Origin of the sequence: Neptunomonas sp. CHC150 (assembly GCF_030397555.1) — a bacterium.
Classification (GTDB): domain Bacteria; phylum Pseudomonadota; class Gammaproteobacteria; order Pseudomonadales; family Balneatricaceae; genus Neptunomonas; species Neptunomonas phycophila.
Map to the genome: position 1 here is coordinate 1 of NZ_JAPNXU010000049.1, position 1060 is coordinate 1060.

Annotated in this window: 3 protein-coding genes; all 3 read right to left on the reverse strand. The window is 45.1% G+C overall.

Annotation, left to right across the window (positions count from 1 at the left end):
- Positions 1–151 precede the first annotated feature (151 nt).
- The 3 genes from OW491_RS18105 to OW491_RS18115 are packed head-to-tail and all read right to left on the reverse strand — an operon-like array spanning position 152 to position 1046.
- A complete protein-coding gene (locus OW491_RS18105; RefSeq protein ID WP_017058579.1) occupies positions 152–361 on the reverse strand; it encodes an HP1 family phage holin in 210 nt (69 codons plus the stop codon).
- 4 nt (positions 362–365) lie between these two features.
- Positions 366–572, reverse strand: a complete 207-nt coding sequence (locus tag OW491_RS18110) for a TraR/DksA C4-type zinc finger protein (protein WP_017058580.1) — start codon at positions 570–572, stop codon at positions 366–368.
- Positions 573–593: 21 nt separating this feature from the next.
- Positions 594–1046: a phage protein gene (locus OW491_RS18115; protein WP_017058581.1), complete on the reverse strand. Its 453-nt coding sequence runs from the start codon at positions 1044–1046 to the stop codon at positions 594–596.
- Positions 1047–1060: the final 14 nt, after the last annotated feature.

Sequence of the window (1060 nt, forward strand, 5' to 3'; positions counted from 1 at the left end):
ACCGATAATGTCCAAACCAATAGGGCTCGTTCTTAGCTCCCCAACTTGTGTGCCTGCAATGGTCACGGTGCCCGTTGGGAGTTCTGAACTGTTCAGTGTCACACCACCTGTAACCAAACCGATCACAGCAGCGACAGAACAAATAATTCGTTTAGTCACTTTCACTGAGTGCCACTCCTTTTTTGTTAGCGATACGTTGCATCGCTCGCTTATGCCAGTAATTCAATCCTAGAGCTGCCAGACCAATGACAAGCGATAAGACGAAATACCATTGTTCAAATGTCAGCTTGCTGAAGGTCATACCCGCCAAGGATACGATATAAGCAATTCCGCTGGTTATTCTGTCGTACCAATCTTTCATTCCGTTACTCCCGCTCTGCTTGGCAAAATGCACAGTAATGACACCCTGCTATAACCACTCGACGCGCTTCTGGGATTTCATCGCCACACTCGTAGCATTCTTTCGCACTTTCTTGCTGGCTTGTTTGCACTGACCGTTTACGTTGACTTGCAATCGCCATTTCGGTGAATTTGGCTTCATTACTACTGGCATGGTCGATAAAATCTGGCATTCGTACTCTCTCTGATTAGGCTTAAACTAGACCGCGTGTGTCATCTTTGCTTAGATATGAAATACCATTGATACGGACAAAGAGTGGGCTCGTTACAAACCCTTTCAGTTTGCGCTTGGTCTTATCGCTGCTATTAGGATCAACGCTGAGTAAATCTGAAATCTGCAATTTCACGCCGAACAACTCAACTTTGTCTTCATCGTCACCTGTATTTGCATAAAACATGCAATCATGTGGTTTGATGCCACGCCAACTGCCTGCTTCACGTGCCTTTTGTTGTAGCTTTCGGAAGTTGTTCAAATCCAACTCGTATTCCACATCACAGCCAACCGCACCGTGAGTAAAACCTGTTGGGATCCCACGCTCTTTATCAACAGCTGATTCATCATTGATAGTTGCAGTTGCTGATTCCACATGAACCAAAACACCCAACATATTTACGTCGAAGCTTCGACCTGTATAACGAGAATGCATGAATTACTCTCCTA